Below are 14,204 nucleotides of genomic sequence, written 5' to 3' on the forward strand. Positions count from 1 at the left end.
CTGCGGCCGCGTCCAGGCGGCGATGCAGCGGCGCGGTCGCGCCGGGCGGGACATGCGCCGCGGCGAAGCGCGGGGCGAGCATGCCTGCGGCGCAGCAGGCGCAGGCGGCCAGGAAGGTGCGCCGCGTGGGGCCCGGTGTCACCGCTTCCGCCACCAGCGGTGTGCGCGACGCGGCGCCAAGCAGGGAGCGCAACCGGAGCATCACGCGGCCCTCCGCATCGGCACCTGCGGCAGGCCGAGGATCCGGCGCGCCGTAGCGGCGTCCGCCACGGGGCGCCCGGCCTCCGCGGCCAGTTCCGCCGTGCGGCGCACCAGCGCGGCGTTGGAGGGGGCGAGCGTGTGCCGGTCGAGCCGGATGTTGTCCTCGAGCCCGGCGCGGACATGGCCGCCGCGGGCGAGCGCCCAGCGGGCCACGGTGAACTGGTCGCGGCCGATCCCGGCGGCCGTCCAGGTCGCGCCGGGCAGGATCTCGCGCATCAGCGAGAGCTCGAAATCGAGGATGTCCTCGCGCGGCGGCAGGGCGTGCTTCACGCCGAAGACGAACTGCACATGCGGCGGCGGCAGGATCAGGCCCTCCTCCACCAGCATCCGCGTGTTGGTCAGCATGGCCAGGTCGAACACCTCGATCTCCGGCTTGACGCCGAGGTCGCGCATCGTCGTGGCCAGCGAGCGGACGAAGTCGGGCGGGTTCTCGTAGACGATCGTCGGGAAGTTCACGCTGCCGGTAGCCAGGCTCGCCATGTCCGGCTTCAGGTGCAGCATCGCCCCGCGGGCCTCCAGCGCGCGGCCTCGGCCACCGGTGGAGAACTGCACGATGATGTCGGGGCAGTGGCGGCGGATGCCCTCCTGGAAGGCGGCGAACTTCGCGGGGTCGCTGCTCGGCGTCTCGTCGTCGTTGCGGACATGGACGTGCACGAGGCTGGCGCCGGCCTCGTAGGCGGCATGGGTGCTCTCGATCTGCTCCGCGACCGTGACCGGAAGGGCCGGGTTGTCCTTCTTGCGCGGCACAGAGCCGGTGATGGCGACGGCGATGATGCAGGGGATGGTCATGGTCTTTCTCCGCTCAGACGCCGAGGCAGCGGTGCATGAGTTCTTCGTCGGCGCGCAGCGCCGCCGGGGGGCCGTCGAAGACCACCGCGCCCTTCACGAGAACCACGGAGCGGTCCACGAGGGACAGGATGGACGCGACGGTCTTGTCCACGACGATGGTGGCGATGCCGGTCTCGCGGATCGCCGCGATGACGCGCCAGATCTCGTCGCGGATCAGCGGCGCCAGTCCTTCCGTCGCCTCGTCCAGGATGAGCAGGCGCGGATTCGTCATCAGCGCGCGGCCGATCGCGAGCATCTGCTGCTCGCCGCCGGAGAGCTGGTCGCCGCGGTTCGCGAGGCGCTCCTTCAGGCGCGGGAAGGTGTCCAGCACCCGCGCCTCCGTCCAATGGCGCGACCCGTCCACGCCGGGCCGCGCGGCGAGGCGGAGGTTCTCCGGCACGGTGAGGCTGGCGAAGACGCCGCGGCCCTCCGGCACCACGGCGATGCCCCGGCGGACGCGGCGGAACGGCGCCTCGCGCGAGATGTCGTCGCCGTCCATCGCGACGCGGCCGCCGCGCAGCGGCAGCAGGCCGAGCATGGTGCGCAGCAGCGTGGTCTTGCCCATGCCGTTGCGTCCCATCAGCCCCACCGCCTCGCCGGGGCGGACGGCGAAGTCGATGCCGTGCAGCACCATGCCGGTGCCATAGCCGGCCCTCACGGAGCCGGCTTCGAGGATCGGCGCGCTCATGCGGCATGCCCCAGATAGGCGTCGCGCACCGACGCCGCGTTGCGGATGTGCTCCGGCGTGCCGTTCTCCAGCACGCGCCCGTCCACCATCACGGTGACCCGGTCGGCCACTGCGAAGACCACGTCCATGTCGTGCTCGATCAGCATCACGGCATGGTCCGCGGCCAGCTCCTTCAGCAGCAGGGCGAGCCGCTCGCTCTCCTCCGGCCCCATGCCGGCCAGCGGCTCGTCGAGCAGCAGCACCGTGGGGCCCGCCGCCAATGCCATCGCGATCTCGAGCTGTCGGAGCTGGCCGTGGCTGAGCGTGCCCGCCGTGCGGTGCGCAGCGCCGCCTAGCCCGACGCGCTCCAGCGCCGCATCCGCTGCCTCGCTCGGCGCGTGCTCCTCGCTCGCGACCGCCGGGTAGCGGCGGAGCGGGGTGAGGCGTGCCTGGGCAGCAAGGCGGACATTCTCGCGCACCGTCATCGGCTTCAGCACGTTGGTCCGCTGGAAGGAGCGACCGACGCCGGCGCGGGCGAAGCGCCAGGAGGGCCAGTCGCCGACCTCCGCGCCGTGCAGCAGCAGCTTCCCGGCGCTTGGGCGCAGCTCGCCGGAGAGCAGGTTGGTCAGCGTGCTCTTGCCGGCGCCGTTCGGGCCGATGACGGCGTGCAGCTCCCCGACATGCAGCGCGAGGTTCACCTCGTTCACGGCGACCAGTCCGCCGAAGCGGCGGGTGAGGCCGATGGCCTCCATCGCGGCGACGCTCATGGCGCGGCCTCCTTCGCGGCGGGAGCTGGGGCAGGCAGGCGGCGCAGCGCGGGCAGGCGGATCCCGGCGATGCCGTGCCGGAGGCCGAGCACGACGACCAGGATGACCAGGCCCTCCACCAGGCGTTGCCGCTCGGTGATCTGGCCCGCGATGTCGCCGAGGCCCACGAAGGCGAAGGCGCCGAGGATGGGGCCGTGCAGCGCGCCGAGGCCGCCGAGGAGGATCATCAGCAGAGCCTCCGCGCTGCGGTGCCAGGCGAGCAGCTCAGGGCTCACGAAGGCCTGCGTCATGCCCCACATGTGGCCCGCGACCCCGGCCAGGGCGCCGGCCAGGGTGAAGGCGCCAAGCTGCAGCCAGTAGGTGTCGAAGCCCATGGAGCGCATGCGGTGCTCATTGGCGCGGATGCCGAGCAGCGCGCGGCCGAACATGGTGCGCAGCAGCAGCGCGAGCCCGGCATACATGGCGACCAGGACGCCGAGGTTCAGCAGCAGCATCACCGTCGGCCGGTCCTGGCGGGAGACAACCCATTCCAGGCCGAACAGGCTGAAGGAGGGCCGCGCGACGAAGACGCCATCGGCGCCGCCGCCGAGCGGCGTGTCGTGGAAGACGAAGAACAGCATCTGCCCGAAGGCGAGCGTGGTCATCAGGAAGAAGAAGCCCCGCGTCCGGAGCGCGAGCGCCCCGACCGCGAAGGCGGCGAGCGCCGCGAGCAGCACCGCGGCCGGCAGGCTCAGCAGCACCGAGGGCGCGGCCCCGAAGGCGCCGAGCAGGTGGATGGCATAGGCGCCGACGCCGAAGAAGGCGGCGTGGCCGAGGCTCACGAGCCCCGTCACGCCCACCAGCAGCTGCAGGCTGAGCGCGAACATGGCGAGCACGAGCGCCGTCGAGGCGAGCTCGAGGTAGTAGGCCTCGGCAAAGAGGGGCAGCGCGGCCACCGCGAGCGCGGCGGCGCCGAGCGCGAAGGTGCCGTTACGGCCGGCGACGGTCAGCATGGCATCAGCTCCGCGCGAAGAGGCCGGTCGGGCGCCAGAGCAGCACCGCGGCCATGAGGACATAGACGGCGAGGCCGGCCGCGAAGGGCAGGTAGGCCTTCGACAGCGTGTCCACCACGCCGATCAGCAGCGCGCCCCAGAAGGCGCCGGCGATGGACCCGACGCCGCCCACGACCACCACGACGAAGCAGATGATCAGGAAGCCGTGGCCCATGTTGGGGTAGACCGAGTGGAGCGGCGCGGCGAGCGCGCCGGCAAGCATCGCGAGCGCCGTGCCGACCGCGAAGACCACGAGGTGGATCCGCCTGGCGTCGAGGCCGAGCAGGTCCACCATCTCCGGCTTCTCGGCCGCGGCGCGGATCGCCGAGCCGATCCGCGTGCGCTCGATGGCCAGGAACATCGCGCCCGCAATGCCGAGGCACGCGACCAGCACTGCGAGCCGGTAGGCGGAGTAGGAGAAATCGCCGACCATCGGTACCGCGACATCGAGCACCGCCGGCACCGGGACCGAGTGGAAGTCGTTCCCGAGCAGGATGGAACGCCCTTCCTCGAACAGCAGGATCAGCGCGAAGGTCAGCAACACCTGGTCGAGATGCTCACGGTGGTAGAAGCGGCGGAACAGCCCGCGCTCGAGCAGCGCTCCCAGGGCCAGGCCGCCGAGCACCGCCGCGGGCAGCGCGAGCCAGAGCGAGCCCGTGCCGCCGGCGACCACGAAGGCGATGTAGGCGCCGATCATGAAGAGGCTGCCATGGGCGAGGTTGATCACGCCCATGACGCCGAAGATCAGGGTGAGGCCGCTGCTGATGAGGAACAGCAGCAGACCGTATTGCACCCCATTGAGGAGCTGCGCGGCCAGGCCGGACATCCTTGTTCCCTCCCTTTCCCCCTGCCGCTCAGACCGTCGGCATGCGGCAGCCGGTGCCGGGATCGGCCAGGCGCTCTGCTGCGACACCGACCACGACGTTCTGGCCGCCCCGCGCCTCGCGCAGGTAGATGTCCTGGACCGGGTTGTGCTGGGGCGAGAGGGTGAAGGTGCCGCGCGGGCTGTCGATGCGCGCGCCGCGCATCGCCGCGACCAGCGCGCGCTCCGCGCCAAGGTCGCCGCGCGTCGCCTCGAGGCCGGCGGCGAGCAGCTGGCCCGCGTCGTAGCCCTGCACGGCATAGACGTCGGCCTCGCGCCCCGTCCGCTCACGGAAGGCACGGCGGAAGCCGATGTTGCGCTCGGTCTGGATCCCGTCGCCGTAGTGCAGCGCCGTGCGCACGCCCTCGGCGGCCGCGCCCTGTGCGGTCAGCGTGCCCTCGGTGAGGAAGCCGGAGCCGACCAGCGGGATGCGGTCCTTGAGGCCCGCCGATGCGTAGTCGCGCACGAACTGCACCGCGCCGCCGCCGGCGAAGAAGGCGCCGACCGCCTCGACGTTCAGGCCGGGGATCTGCGCCAGGATCGGCTGGAAGTTGTTCTCCGGGAAGGGCAGCGTCAGCTCGCGCACCAGTTCGGCGCCGCCGGCGCGCAGGCCCTCGCGGAAGCCCTCGGTCGCCTCCTTGCCCGCGGCGTAGTCCCAGGTGACCCAGGCCGCGCGTCGCACGCCGCGGTCGGCCAGCGACTTGCCGATGGCGAAGGCGGGCTGCCAGTTGGTGAAGGAGGTGCGGAAGATCGTCGGCGCGCAGAGCTCGCGCGTCGCGGCCGCGTTGCCGGCATTGGGGATGATCAGCGGCACGCCGCGCTCGCGGCTGGCCTGCACCATCGCCATCACCACGCCGGAGTGGACGGTGCCGACCAGCGCGCCGACGCGCTCGCGCCCGACCAGGCGGTTCACGTTCTGCACCGACTTCGCCGGGTCGGACTCGTCGTCGAGCCGCACGATCTGGATCGCGCGGCCGCCGAGCCGGCCGCCCTTCTCCGCGAGGTACATCTCGAAGGCCGCGGCGATGTTCTCGCCGAGCGATGCGAAGGTGCCCGAGAAGGGCAGCATCAGCCCGATGCGCGCCGGCGCGCCCTGGGCGAGAGCGGGGCGCGCGAGCGGTGCCGCGGCGAGCGCGGCCGTGCCGGCCAGCAGGCTGCGGCGCGACAGGGTGGTGATGGCGTTGCTCATGTCCGTATCCTCTCTCTTGTTCGTATGGTTCGGGGCTGGGGCTAGCTGGCGTTCACGATGGCCGAGGGATGACGCGCCAGCGGCGTCACCTCGATGTCCATGAAGGGGAAGAGCGGCAGCGCGGACAGGATGCCGTGCAGCTCGTCGTGGTCGGCCACGTCGAAGACGCTGTAGTTCGCGTAGGCGCCGGCGATGCGCCACAGGTGCCGCCACTTGCCCTCGCGCTGCAGCGCCTCCGCGCGCGCCTTCTCGGCGGCCTTCAGCTTGTCGAACTCCGCCGCCGGCATGTCGCGCGGCGGATGGACATCCATGCGGACGTGATAGAGCATCTGTTCCTCCCTCAGGCGCGCGCGTAGTGACGCAGCTTGTCGCGATCGAGCGTGACGCCGAGGCCGGGGCCGGCCGGCAGGTGCACCCGAAAATCCTCGAAGCGCAGCGGCTGCGTCACCAGGTCGTCGGTCAGGATCTGCGGGCCGAAATGCTCGCAGCCCCAGGCCAGCTCGCGCAGGCCGGCGAAGGCATGCAGATGGGCCGAGGCGCCGATGCTGCTCTCCAGCAGGCAGCCGCCGTAGAGGCCGATCCCGGCGGCCTCCGCCACCGCGGCGACGCGCTTCAGGTTCAGCAGGCCGGCATGCTTGACCAGCTTCAGCGACACGACGTCGGCAGCGCCGAGGGCCGCGACCTGGAGCATGTCATGCGTCGTGAAGACGCATTCGTCGGCCATGAGCGGCACGGTCGGGTTCGCGCGCAGCCGCGCCATGCCCGCGACGTTCCAGGCCGGCAGCGGCTGCTCGACCAGCGCGATGCCGAGATCGGCCAGCATCGGCAGGGAGCGGGTCGCGGTGGTCTCGTCCCAGGCCTGGTTGGCATCCACGATCAGGCGCGCACGCCCGGCGAGTGCTGTCGAGAGGCGCTTCAGCCGGGCCAGGTCGGCCTCCGGCGACTGCGCGCCGATCTTCACCTTGAAGGTCTCGTGCAGGCGCCCGGCGAGCTTCGCCTCCGCCTCCTCGATCTCCTGGCCCGGATCGCCGGAGGCCAGCGTCCAGAGGACGGGGAAGCTCTCCCGCACCGCGCCGCCGAGCAGCAGCGCGACGGGCACGCCAAGCGTGCGCGCCAGCGCGTCGAAGAGCGCGGTCTTAATCGCCGCCTTTGCCGCGTTGTTGCGCTTCGCCGCCGCATCCATGCGCGCGGCAACGAGTTCGGGCCGGTCCGCGCCGAGGCCGATCACCGCAGGGGCGAGATGCGCGTCGATATTGGCCTTGATCGCCTCGACGCTCTCCTCGCTCCAGCGCGGGCCGCCGAGGGTCGCGGCTTCGCCGATGCCCTCCGCGCCGTTGGCCAGGCGGAGCTCGACGACGACGTAGCTCTGCGCCGTGACCGAGAGCGAGGACAGCTTGTGCCGTCGCACCGTCGGCACGTCCACGATCGTGCTGCGGATCTCGCGGATCGCGAGGTCGCTGCGCAGATCGGCCGGCACGAGGATCGGACTTTCGGGCATCAGGGGCTCCGCTCGGGACGCAGTCGGGGTGGACGGCGCGCGGGTGCGCGCCGCCTGGTCCCATGCTTTTGGAAAGGGGAGCCCGGCCGCGGGGTGCGGCCGGGCGAGGCCGTCAGCCCGCGGGCGCGTGCTCGCGGTTCACGACCGTGCTCGGCGCCACGCCGCTCTCGGCGTGGAGCACGAAGTCGAAGGTGATCTCGGCGTAGGGCGCGTTCAGCCCCTTGGCGCGCACGCTCTCGGCGTCGCTCACCCGGCGCACTTCCGGGATCAGCCCGTCGCGGGTCGCGAAGGCGAAGTCGTCGTGCAGGTACTCGTCGCCGTCGATGTTGATCTGCGTCGTCAGCTTCCGGTAGCCGGGCGCGACGACGAAGAAGTGGATGTGCGCCGGGCGGTGGCCGTGGCGCCCGAGCCTGTCGAGCAGCTCCTGCGTCACGCCATCCGGCGGGCAGGCATAGCCGGCCGGCAGGATGGAGCGGAAGCGGTAGCGGCCCGCGGCGTCCGTCTCGATGCGGCGGCGCAGGTTGTACTTCGACTGCGACGGGTCGAAGAAGGAGTAGCCGCCCTTCGTGTTGGCGTGCCAGACGTCGATGACGGCGCCGGCGACGGGCTGGCCGTCCATGTCGCGCACCTGGCCTTCCATGAACAGCACCTCGCCCTGCTCCGTGCCGTCATCGAGCCGCGCCTCGCCCTTCGACAGCGGCGCGCCGGCGATCCAGAGCGGACCCTCGATGGTGCGCGGCGTGCCGCCCTCGATGCCGGCCTTCCGCTCGGCCTGGTCGAGCCGCAAGTCGAGGAAGGTCTCGAGGCCGAGGCCCGGCACCAGCAGGCCGACCTCGTTCGCCTGGCCGAGGCGCGTCAGGTAGGCCATCGCCGACCAGAACTCGTCGGGCTGCACGTCGAAATCCTCGATCGTGCGGAACAGGTCGGACACCACGCGGTGGACGATGCGCTTCAGGCGCAGGTCGCCGGTGCCGTCGCCAAGGTTGCTGACCTTCATCAGCAGGTCCTTGACCTCCTTCGTCTCCATCAGGCTGTCGGTCATCACGCGTTCCTCCGGTGGGGTGGGTGGGGGTAGGCGATCAGCCGAGGTCCCCGCCCGCGACGGGCAGGGTCACCCCGGTGATGTAGGAGGCCTCGTCGGAGGCCAGGAACAGGATCGCCGCGGCCTGCTCGTCCACGGTGCCGTAGCGGTGCATGAGGCTGGACGCCTTGGTCTGATCGACCACCTCCTGCATCCACGCATCCTCCTGAGGTGTGCGCGGTGCGGCGTTGCGCGGGATGCGGCGCGGCGGCGCCTCCGTGCCGCCGGGAGCGACGCCGACGACGCGGATCCCGCTGCCGGCGTATTCCATGGCGAGGCAGGCGGTGATGGCGTTCACGCCGCCCTTCGCCGCGGCGTAGGGCACGCGGTTGACGCCGCGCGTGGCGACGGAGGAGACGTTCACGATGACGCCGCCCGCGCTGTCCAGCATCGCCGGCAGCACCGCCCGGCAGCACCAGAGCGTCGGGAAGAGCGAGCGCCGCACCTCCGCCTCGATCTGGGCCTGCTCGTAATGGGCGAAGGGCTTGGCCCAGATCGTGCCGCCGACATTGTTGACGAGGATGTCCACCCGACCGAAGGCGGCAAAGGCCTGCCCCACCGCGGCGGTTGCGCCCTCGAAGGTCTCGAGATCGGCGGTCACGGCGATCGCGTCGGCGCCTGCCTCCCGCTGGGCCTCCCCGACGATCTCCGAGCGGTCCACCAGCGCGACGCGTGCGCCTTCGCGTGCCAGGCGCAGCGCGACCTCGCGGCCGATGCCCTGCGCGGCGCCGGTGACGATCGCGGACTTGCCGGCGAAGCGGCCCGTGAAGGTCCTCATGCCGCCAGCCTCGCCGCATCCGCGGGCCCGCTCGGGGAGAACTTCTCGTAGTGGAAGGCGGCCGGTGTCACGCCCTGCGCGGCGAGCCAGCCGCGCACCGCGTCCACCATCGGCGGCGGGCCGCAGAGATAGACATCGACGTCGCCGCCGTTCAGCCAGGACGCGTCCACATGCGCGGTGACGTAGCCCTTGCGCGGGTGCGCGCTGCCCTCGGCCGCGACGGTCGTGACGTAGGAGAAGCCGGGGAGGCGCGAGGCGTAGGCGTCGAGCTCCGCCAGGCCAACCAGGTCCGCATCGTTGGTCGCGCCATAGATGAGGCGCACGGGCTGGTCGCAGCCCGTCTCCGCGAGGCGCCCCAGCATGGACAGGAAGGGCGCGAGCCCCGTGCCGCCAGCAAGGAACAGGACGGGCCGGGCCACGTCACGCAGATAGAAGCTGCCGGACGGGCCGGTGAACTCCATCGCGACGCCGGGCTGCGCCGCGCGCAGCCAGCCGCTCATCAGCCCGGCCGAGATGTCGCGCACCAGGAAGGAAAGCCCATCGGCGCCGGGCGCCGAGCTGAAGGAGTAGCTGCGCCGCTGCTCGGTCGCCGGTACGCGCAGGTTCACGTACTGGCCGGCCAGGAAGGCAAGGCCCGCCGGCCGGTCGAGCGTGAAGGCGAGGCTCGTCTCCGACAGCCGCTCCACGCCGCGCAGCACCGTCTCGAAGCTCTGCGGCCGGGTCTTGCATGCGGTGGAGGCGGCGGGGATCGCGACCACCAGGTCGGTCTTCGGTCGCGCCTGGCAGGCGAGCGCGAGACCCGAGGCGGCCTCCTCCTCCGTCAGCGCGTCCTCGATGTAGGAACCACCATCGTAGCTGCCGGATTCCACGCGGCACTTGCAGGTGCCGCAGGCGCCGTCGCGGCAGTCGAGCGGGATGTTGATGCCGAGGCGATAGGCCGCGTCGGCCACCGTCTCGCCCGGCCGCGCCTCGACGAAGCGCGTCACGCCATCCTCGAAGTTGAGCGCGATGCTGTGGGTCATGACACCGCGCTCAGACGTGGTACACGTCGACGACGTGGTGGATGTAGTCGTTCTTCAGCACGACCTTCTTGCGACGGATCAGCGGGTGCCCGCCGGTGGTGTCGATCGTGTAGAAGGACGTGCCGAAATAGGTGTCGGTCGTCTTGTAGCGGAAGCTGTGCGTCGTCCAGTTGAAGCGCAGCTTCACCAGGCCGCCGGCCTGCTCGAGGATCTCCACGTTGCTGATGTTGTGGCTGGTGCGCGGCTCCGGCAGGCTCGTCGCGCTGCTGCGCTCCGTGCGGATGCGGAAGACGCGGTCCTCGAGGCCGCCGCGGTCGCCGTACCAGATCAGCGAGATCTCCGTCTGCGGATCCTCGGTGAGCCTGTCGTCGTCGTCCCAGGACGGCATCCAGAACTCGGCGTCGGGCGCGTAGCAGGCGAGCCAGGCATCCCAGTCCTTGTCGTCCAGCGCGCGGGCCTCGCGGTAGAGGAAGGCCTCGGCATCGGCGCGGGTGAAGTGGCGGGCGGGGGCGTCGATCACGGCGAACATCGCTTGCTTGCTCCTCAGCCCTGCTTGGCTTCGGCGGCGAGCGCGCGCTGCATCGCCTCCTGCCAGTACTTGTGCTGCACGACGAAGAGGCCCTCGTCCTCGGTCTTCACGCCGCTCATCAGCGGCTTCAGGCCGATCGCCTCGGCCGCGGTGTCGGGACCGTCGATCCAGTGCGCCGCGCCGCGCGTCATGTCGTTCCAGCGCGCCGCGCGGGCATTCATGGAGAACTGGCAGGCGCGGAATTCCTCGAGGTCGTCCGGCGTCGCCATGCCCGAGGCGTTGAAGAAGTCCTCGTACTGGCGGATGCGGCGCGCGCGGGCCTCCGGCGCCTCGCCCTTCGGCGCGATGCAGTAGATCGTCACCTCGGTCTTATCGACCGCGATCGGGCGGTAGGTGCGGATCTGCGAGGAGAACTGGTCCATCAGGTAGACATTCGGATAGAGGCAGAGGTTGCGGCTGCGCCCCACCATCCAGTCCGCGCGCGCCTGGCCGAACTGCGCGGCAAGCTCCTCGCGCCGGTCCCAGTTCGGCCGGTCCTCCGGGTTCGCCCAATTGGTCCAGAGCAACAGGTGCCCGTGCTCGAAGGAGTAGAAGCCGCCGCCCTGCTTGGCCCAGCCGCCGGCGCTCATCGCGCGCGTCTTGTCCTCGCGCTCGGCTTCCTTGCGACGGCTGGTGGTGGCCGCGTAGTTCCAGTGCACGGCGGTGACGTGGTAGCCATCCGCGCCGTTCTCGGTCTGCAGCTTCCAGTTGCCGTCATAGACGTAGGTGGAGGAGCCGCGCAGCACCTCGAGGCCGTCCGGCGACTGATCCACGATCAGGTCGATGATCTTGGCCGCCTCGCCCAGATGCTCGGCCAGCGGCTTCACGTCCGGGTTCAGGCTGCCGAAGAGGAAGCCGCGATAGCTCTCGAAGCGCGCGACCTTCGTCAGGTCGTGGCTGCCGTCCTTGTTGAAGCTCTCGGGATAGCCGGCGCCCTCGGGGTCCTTCACCTTCAGCAGCTTGCCGTTGTTGTTGAAGGTCCAGCCATGGAAGGGGCAGGTGTAGGTCGCCTTGTTGCCGCGCTTGTGGCGGCAGAGCATCGCGCCGCGATGGCTGCAGGCGTTGACGAAGGCGTTCAGCTCGCCCTGGCGGTTGCGGGCGATGAAGATCGGCTGCCGCCCCATCCAGGTGGTGAAGTAGTCGTTGGCGTTCGGGATCTGGCTCTCATGCGCCAGGTAGATCCAGTTGCCTTCGAAGATGTGCTTCATCTCGAGCTCGAAGAGCTCGGGGTCGGTGAAGATGTCGCGGGCCACCCGGAACACGCCCGTCTCGGCGTCGTCCTCGAGCGCGGTGTCCACCGTGGTCTGCACGCTGTCGAGCATGGACAGTCTCCTATCGGTCTTGCTTGGCGGAGGGGCTGGTCTGGGAGGAGGCGCTGCGCAGCACGCCGAGGATCGAGGCCGTGCAGCGCCCGCATTGCGCGCGGCAGCCGCAGGCGGCGTAGACGTCGCGCGGCCGGCGCGCCCCCTGGCGGATGGCATCCGCGATCCGGGTATCGCTGAGCCCATTGCAGAGGCAGAGATACATGGCGGCCTCAGCCCAGCTGGCCGCGATGGCGGCCGCTGCGCGAGCTGGAAGCCTGGCTCTGGCTGGCATCCTGGGACATGTGTTCCTCCGTCCCGGCCAGATGCCCTCTTTCTGTAACGCGTTTCCAAGACTAAATAGGTGTTCACCATACCTGGGAGGTATCGTCTGGACTCGCGCCAGCTCCGCTACTTCGTCGCCGTGGCTCGCGAACGGAACTTCACCCGCGCGGCGGAGAAGCTGCACATCGCCCAGCCCCCGCTGAGCCGCGCCATCCAGCAGCTCGAGGACGAGTTCGGCGTGGTGCTGCTCGACCGCGCCAGCCGGCCCTTGGCGCTGACTGATGCGGGCCGGCTGCTGTTCGAGCAGGCGGTGCAGGTGCTCGACCGCATGGACGAGATGAAGGCGATGGCTGAGCGGATGCGCCAGGCCGAGCGCACGCTGCTCGGCGTCGGCTTCGTCGCCTCGACGCTCTACGGCTACCTGCCCGAGGTGATCCGCCGCTACCGCGCGGCCCGGCCGGGCGTCGAGCTGACGCTGCTCGAGATGACGACGATCGAGCAGGTGGCGGCGCTGAAGGAGGGACGCATAGATGTCGGCTTCGGGCGCATCACCTTCAACGATCCGCTGATCGAGCGGACGCTGCTGCGCAACGAGACGCTCTGCGTGGCGCTTCCGCTGACGCACCGGCTGTCATCGCGGACCGGCCTGCTGAAGCTCGAGGAGCTCGCGGGCGACCCGCTCGTCGTCTATCCGAAGGCGCCGCGGCCGAGCTACGCGGACCAGGTGCTGGCGCTGTTCCGCGAGCGGGACGTGAAGCCGCAGGCGGTGCACGAAGTCCGCGAGCTGCAGACCGCGCTCGGCCTCGTCGCCGCAGATACCGGGATCTGTATCGTCCCTGCCTCCGTCGAGCGCCTGCGCCGCGACAACGTTGTCTACCGGAGGCTGGACGAGCCCGGGGCCGTCGCGCCTATCATCATGAGCACGCGCAAGGGCGACAGGTCGCCGGAAATCGGCGTGATCCTCAAGCTGGTGAAGGAGATGTACAAGAAGGAGGGGATCACCTTCGGCGTTTGAGCTCCGAATGGCCGTCCAGCCGGCAGTCGACCGCCCGCCCAACCCGGCGATAGCAGCGCGCTCACCCGGCTTAGCTCCTCTGTACCGCTAGACGCAAAGCGACAGCGAAGCCGGAGGTGCTGAGCTTCGTCCTCCGAGAGCGGCACACGACGCGCGTTCGGATCGCACTCGCCCGCTTTGGCGCACCCGCCGAGCGGGCCGAGAGCCCGAGCAAACGCGCTGATGGCGATCTGCAAGGCAGCGATGACGGTCGGCACAGGCCGATGACGCCTCTTCTCGGATCAGTGCACGAGTTTGCGTGGAAACCCGGCCGCGTTCCCTGGAACAGGAGCGATGGAAGAACAGGCGACGCGTGGGTGGGTCGATCTCATCGATGACGAGCGCGTGGAGCTTCGCAGCGACCAGTCCGTCGAGCTCGGCCTCAGGCCAGCTATCGGCCAGGGCGAGATCTCAAGCGTCAGCAGGTCAGGGGGAGCGGGCGGCAGGTGCTCACCATGCGCTCACGGATCTCGCCGGGCGTGGCTGACAATGGGCGCGCAGATCCTCGGCCATCATCGTGGATCTGGAGACGGAAAAGATGGTGCCCAGGGCCGGAATCGAACCAGCGACACTGCGATTTTCAGTCGCATGCTCTACCAACTGAGCTACCTGGGCCCATAGCAGCGGACCCGTCAGGGCCGCCCGGCAGAGGCGCGCGTGATAGCGGACGGCCTCAGGCCTGTCCACCCGTCCCCTCGTCCTCCTCCGGCTCCTCCCCGGCGGGGATCGCATAGGCGCCCGTCAGCCAGCGGCCGAGATCGACCTGCTCGCATCGCTCGGAACAGAAACGCTGCCCCGCGGCCAGCGGCTTGCCGCAGATCGGGCAGCGGCGCGGGCGTTTCGGCGCCGCCTGCGTGCCGCTCATCGCGCCTCCTCCAGCTGCTCCCGCCCGGCCGCCAGGGTGGGGTCGGGCAGCAGGCGCAACGCGCGACCGGCGCCCGCGGCGTAGGCGGCCAGCGCCTCCGGCATCGCCTCCAGCGCCGCGATCACGACCGGCGCGGCGCGCAGCGCA

The 14,204-nt window shown here is 70.8% G+C and carries 17 protein-coding genes and 1 tRNA gene; 1 reads left to right on the forward strand and 17 read right to left on the reverse strand.

What is annotated here, in order from left to right:
- The 15 genes from L2I40_RS08375 to L2I40_RS08445 form a co-directional block, all read right to left on the reverse strand.
- Positions 1-202, reverse strand: a 202-nt coding sequence (locus tag L2I40_RS08375; protein ID WP_237214454.1) for a hypothetical protein, incomplete at its 3' end; no start/stop codon positions are given.
- Complete coding sequence (locus L2I40_RS08380; protein WP_237214455.1) at positions 202-1,050, reverse strand: BKACE family enzyme; 849 nt, start codon at positions 1,048-1,050, stop codon at positions 202-204. The genes L2I40_RS08380 and L2I40_RS08375, both read right to left, overlap by 1 nt.
- 13 nt (positions 1,051-1,063) lie before the next feature.
- Positions 1,064-1,777 carry an ABC transporter ATP-binding protein gene (locus L2I40_RS08385; RefSeq protein WP_237214456.1) on the reverse strand — a complete coding sequence of 238 codons (714 nt, stop codon included), beginning with the start codon at positions 1,775-1,777 and terminating at the stop codon, positions 1,064-1,066.
- The gene (locus L2I40_RS08390; protein WP_237214457.1) at positions 1,774-2,523 is read right to left on the reverse strand and encodes an ABC transporter ATP-binding protein; all 750 of its coding nucleotides are present in this window, start codon (positions 2,521-2,523) and stop codon (positions 1,774-1,776) included. The genes L2I40_RS08385 and L2I40_RS08390 overlap by 4 nt, the downstream gene beginning before the upstream one ends.
- Positions 2,520-3,515 carry a branched-chain amino acid ABC transporter permease gene (locus L2I40_RS08395; RefSeq protein WP_237214458.1) on the reverse strand — a complete coding sequence of 332 codons (996 nt, stop codon included), beginning with the start codon at positions 3,513-3,515 and terminating at the stop codon, positions 2,520-2,522. Before L2I40_RS08395 ends, L2I40_RS08390 begins: the two co-directional genes overlap by 4 nt.
- 4 nt (positions 3,516-3,519) lie before the next feature.
- Positions 3,520-4,380: a branched-chain amino acid ABC transporter permease gene (locus L2I40_RS08400; RefSeq protein WP_237214459.1), complete on the reverse strand. Its 861-nt coding sequence runs from the start codon at positions 4,378-4,380 to the stop codon at positions 3,520-3,522.
- A gap of 28 nt (positions 4,381-4,408) precedes the next feature.
- Positions 4,409-5,605: an ABC transporter substrate-binding protein gene (locus L2I40_RS08405; RefSeq protein WP_237214460.1), complete on the reverse strand. Its 1,197-nt coding sequence runs from the start codon at positions 5,603-5,605 to the stop codon at positions 4,409-4,411.
- A gap of 41 nt (positions 5,606-5,646) precedes the next feature.
- A complete protein-coding gene (gene catC, locus L2I40_RS08410; RefSeq protein WP_237214461.1) occupies positions 5,647-5,934 on the reverse strand; it encodes a muconolactone Delta-isomerase in 288 nt (95 codons plus the stop codon).
- A gap of 11 nt (positions 5,935-5,945) precedes the next feature.
- The gene (locus L2I40_RS08415; protein WP_237214462.1) at positions 5,946-7,103 is read right to left on the reverse strand and encodes a muconate/chloromuconate family cycloisomerase; all 1,158 of its coding nucleotides are present in this window, start codon (positions 7,101-7,103) and stop codon (positions 5,946-5,948) included.
- 112 nt (positions 7,104-7,215) lie between these two features.
- Complete coding sequence (gene catA, locus L2I40_RS08420; protein WP_237214463.1) at positions 7,216-8,145, reverse strand: catechol 1,2-dioxygenase; 930 nt, start codon at positions 8,143-8,145, stop codon at positions 7,216-7,218.
- A gap of 37 nt (positions 8,146-8,182) precedes the next feature.
- The gene (locus tag L2I40_RS08425) at positions 8,183-8,962 is read right to left on the reverse strand and encodes a 1,6-dihydroxycyclohexa-2,4-diene-1-carboxylate dehydrogenase (RefSeq protein ID WP_237214464.1); all 780 of its coding nucleotides are present in this window, start codon (positions 8,960-8,962) and stop codon (positions 8,183-8,185) included.
- Complete coding sequence (gene benC / locus L2I40_RS08430; RefSeq protein ID WP_237214465.1) at positions 8,959-9,984, reverse strand: benzoate 1,2-dioxygenase electron transfer component BenC; 1,026 nt, start codon at positions 9,982-9,984, stop codon at positions 8,959-8,961. The genes L2I40_RS08425 and benC overlap by 4 nt, the downstream gene beginning before the upstream one ends.
- A gap of 10 nt (positions 9,985-9,994) precedes the next feature.
- Positions 9,995-10,513, reverse strand: a complete 519-nt coding sequence (benB, locus tag L2I40_RS08435) for a benzoate 1,2-dioxygenase small subunit (protein ID WP_237214466.1) — start codon at positions 10,511-10,513, stop codon at positions 9,995-9,997.
- Between the two features lie 14 nt (positions 10,514-10,527).
- A complete protein-coding gene (gene benA, locus L2I40_RS08440) occupies positions 10,528-11,874 on the reverse strand; it encodes a benzoate 1,2-dioxygenase large subunit (protein ID WP_237214467.1) in 1,347 nt (448 codons plus the stop codon).
- A 10-nt stretch (positions 11,875-11,884) separates the two neighbouring features.
- Complete coding sequence (locus tag L2I40_RS08445) at positions 11,885-12,148, reverse strand: (2Fe-2S)-binding protein (protein ID WP_308116419.1); 264 nt, start codon at positions 12,146-12,148, stop codon at positions 11,885-11,887.
- Between the two features lie 69 nt (positions 12,149-12,217).
- On the opposite strand from L2I40_RS08445, the gene L2I40_RS08450 reads away from it, so the two are divergent.
- Positions 12,218-13,153 (forward strand): LysR family transcriptional regulator, encoded by a 936-nt coding sequence (locus tag L2I40_RS08450; RefSeq protein ID WP_272910946.1) that lies wholly within the window; start codon positions 12,218-12,220, stop codon positions 13,151-13,153.
- A 578-nt stretch (positions 13,154-13,731) separates the two neighbouring features.
- On the opposite strand, the gene L2I40_RS08455 is transcribed toward L2I40_RS08450, so the two are convergent.
- Together L2I40_RS08455 and yacG are read right to left on the reverse strand one after the other, a co-directional pair.
- A tRNA-Phe gene (locus tag L2I40_RS08455) sits at positions 13,732-13,807 on the reverse strand.
- 58 nt (positions 13,808-13,865) lie between these two features.
- On the reverse strand, positions 13,866-14,057 hold the full coding sequence (yacG, locus tag L2I40_RS08460; protein WP_237214470.1) for a DNA gyrase inhibitor YacG: 192 nt from the start codon (positions 14,055-14,057) through the stop codon (positions 13,866-13,868).
- Positions 14,058-14,204: the final 147 nt, after the last annotated feature.

Source organism: Falsiroseomonas oryziterrae, from assembly GCF_021864505.1.
Classification (GTDB): domain Bacteria; phylum Pseudomonadota; class Alphaproteobacteria; order Acetobacterales; family Acetobacteraceae; genus Falsiroseomonas; species Falsiroseomonas oryziterrae.

Coding starts and splice junctions, on each gene's coding strand:
- L2I40_RS08380 (WP_237214455.1), bottom strand. CDS start 1,050: ATGACCATCCCCTGCATCATCGCCGTCGCCATCACCGGCTCTGTGCCG.
- L2I40_RS08385 (WP_237214456.1), bottom strand. CDS start 1,777: ATGAGCGCGCCGATCCTCGAAGCCGGCTCCGTGAGGGCCGGCTATGGC.
- L2I40_RS08390 (WP_237214457.1), bottom strand. CDS start 2,523: ATGAGCGTCGCCGCGATGGAGGCCATCGGCCTCACCCGCCGCTTCGGC.
- L2I40_RS08395 (WP_237214458.1), bottom strand. CDS start 3,515: ATGCTGACCGTCGCCGGCCGTAACGGCACCTTCGCGCTCGGCGCCGCC.
- L2I40_RS08400 (WP_237214459.1), bottom strand. CDS start 4,380: ATGTCCGGCCTGGCCGCGCAGCTCCTCAATGGGGTGCAATACGGTCTG.
- L2I40_RS08405 (WP_237214460.1), bottom strand. CDS start 5,605: ATGAGCAACGCCATCACCACCCTGTCGCGCCGCAGCCTGCTGGCCGGC.
- catC (WP_237214461.1), bottom strand. CDS start 5,934: ATGCTCTATCACGTCCGCATGGATGTCCATCCGCCGCGCGACATGCCG.
- L2I40_RS08415 (WP_237214462.1), bottom strand. CDS start 7,103: ATGCCCGAAAGTCCGATCCTCGTGCCGGCCGATCTGCGCAGCGACCTC.
- catA (WP_237214463.1), bottom strand. CDS start 8,145: ATGACCGACAGCCTGATGGAGACGAAGGAGGTCAAGGACCTGCTGATG.
- L2I40_RS08425 (WP_237214464.1), bottom strand. CDS start 8,962: ATGAGGACCTTCACGGGCCGCTTCGCCGGCAAGTCCGCGATCGTCACC.
- benC (WP_237214465.1), bottom strand. CDS start 9,984: ATGACCCACAGCATCGCGCTCAACTTCGAGGATGGCGTGACGCGCTTC.
- benB (WP_237214466.1), bottom strand. CDS start 10,513: ATGTTCGCCGTGATCGACGCCCCCGCCCGCCACTTCACCCGCGCCGAT.
- benA (WP_237214467.1), bottom strand. CDS start 11,874: ATGCTCGACAGCGTGCAGACCACGGTGGACACCGCGCTCGAGGACGAC.
- L2I40_RS08445 (WP_308116419.1), bottom strand. CDS start 12,148: ATGCCAGCCAGAGCCAGGCTTCCAGCTCGCGCAGCGGCCGCCATCGCG.
- yacG (WP_237214470.1), bottom strand. CDS start 14,057: ATGAGCGGCACGCAGGCGGCGCCGAAACGCCCGCGCCGCTGCCCGATC.